Consider the following 1,892-nt stretch of genomic DNA (forward strand, 5'->3'; position numbering starts at 1 on the left):
AGTCGCCAATTTCGAAATTTCCTATATCGTCGGATACGTCTCCGTAGGCACCAAAAGCCGTAAAACCAAGCCAGGGGATGACCTGTTTTCTATATTCAACCTGCACAGCCATTTGCTGATCATCACGAAAACGGCCATTATAGTAGCCTCTCATAATGTTTTCACCACCTAGCTGGGCCATCTCACGAAAGGGAATGTTACCGGTATTAAACTCTCCAAAATACTGCGCTGCAATAACATCACCATTTTTAAGCATCCAGTACCTTCTCAGGTCCACTGTATACCTGTTAAAATTAAAGTCTCCTCCCAGGGCCTCTCCATGAAAGAAGGTTGAAAACTGGAGGAAAACTCCTTTGGAAGCGTTAAGTACATTATTACGAGTGTCGTAAATCGTGGAAAACCCTAAACCTGAATTGGTGCCGGCTCCGCTGTAGATGAAGGGTATATCATCAACAAGATTTTCAGGCTCATACTCGATGTCATACAGGTAATTATAACGGTACTGAGGACCGATAAATAAAGATTTCCTGACCTGCCGGAGTACACGCTCCTGAAATATGAAGACTTTATAGCCCAACTCTTCTTCAAGGTCTTTGTCAGTATCGTTACCCACACCGTAATAAAGTATTGGAAAGTCGTAAAAGCTCAGCTCTCCGGAAAGGGCATACTTTTCATCTTTCGTAAAGAGATTGTTTCTGGTACGCAGAATAATCTGATTATTCAAAGTGTAAGCCGCCAGTACTTCAGCATTTGAGTTGCGGGTTGTCTTTCGGTCTCCCAGGTTAAACACGCCCGATACCAGTCCCCCAAAACCTAACCGGGTTTCTGGAGTATAAAATAAGGCCGGAAGAGGTGTTATCTTCAGTTTTTTCTGGCGCCGCACAGTATCGGACTGCTGCCCTGTTGCGGATAGTGAAGCGGTTAATGCCACAATAACTAAAAGGACTGAGACAAGGTATGAGTTATGTAGTTTCAACAATATTATTTTTAGCTTGTAACCGCTAAAAGTAGGTATTTTCAGGAAGAGCGCAAATTGTGGCAAGGTGGCAGTTGATTACGCTTGCCTACACACCTACAATTTCAGTACATTTAATTGATATAATATACTTTGCTAAGGGAATCCACTGGAAAATGATGATCCTCCTTAAAAAGCCAAGTAGTTCACCTCTTTTTAAGACCTTTGTCTATTTTTGCTTTCTCCATAATTTCATCATTTAGCTTACATTCAACCTTTCTTAATAATTTTAAAATATGCACCAGACGACACTCCGACTTGAGCAACTGCTAACCGAAGCCTCCAATTACATCACAAGTAATTCGCTTTCACAATTTGATATCAAACCCTCTCCTGATAAGTGGTCAAAAAAAGAAATACTGGGGCACCTCATAGATTCCGCAATTAATAATTTACAACGCTTTACGGAAATCCAATTCTCAAAAAAACCTTATCAGGTAAGGTCTTACGAGCAAGACCTGCTAGTCAAGGCCAATGCATACCAAAGTGCTGATATTAGTGAGTTGCTTAATGTTTGGCTAGCCTTAAATACAAGGATCAAAGAAATAATAAAACAGCAAACAGAAGTATCATTAAATTATTCGCTCTTATTGCCCAATGGAGAAGAGAATGATTTGAGATTTCTGATCGATGATTATATTGATCACCTGGAGCATCATCTTAAGCAGATCATGGCTTAAAAGATGACTTTTATAGCAGGTTCACCGCGGTAAAGGTATCCGTTCCCTACTTTGATCGTACCCGGATTGACGCGGAGTCCTTTGCCAAGAGACTCCACTCGGAAATGGTGGTTAAAAAAGAATTGTATTGTAGTTGACCCTCCTTGGTAAGCATTCACTACTGATACGTAAAAAATAAAATAAGGAAGTCTCTCATC

Annotated in this window: 3 protein-coding genes; 1 reads left to right on the forward strand and 2 read right to left on the reverse strand. The window is 40.6% G+C overall.

What is annotated here, in order from left to right:
* The coding region (locus E1163_RS00755) for a BamA/TamA family outer membrane protein (protein ID WP_185155902.1) at positions 1–976 on the reverse strand (976 nt) is incomplete at its 3' end.
* Between the two features lie 275 nt (positions 977–1,251).
* Here E1163_RS00755 and E1163_RS00760 point away from each other — a divergent pair.
* Entirely contained in the window at positions 1,252–1,695 is a 444-nt protein-coding gene (locus tag E1163_RS00760) for a DinB family protein (protein ID WP_155168617.1), read from the forward strand.
* Here the strand turns inward: E1163_RS00760 and E1163_RS30880 are convergent.
* Positions 1,692–1,892, reverse strand: a 201-nt coding sequence (locus E1163_RS30880) for a hypothetical protein (protein ID WP_221417886.1), incomplete at its 5' end; no start/stop codon positions are given. The genes E1163_RS00760 and E1163_RS30880 overlap by 4 nt on opposite strands.

Origin of the sequence: Fulvivirga kasyanovii (genome assembly GCF_009711405.1) — a bacterium.
Lineage (GTDB): Bacteria > Bacteroidota > Bacteroidia > Cytophagales > Cyclobacteriaceae > Fulvivirga > Fulvivirga kasyanovii.

Coding starts and splice junctions, on each gene's coding strand:
- E1163_RS00760 (WP_155168617.1), top strand. CDS start 1,252: ATGCACCAGACGACACTCCGACTTGAGCAACTGCTAACCGAAGCCTCC.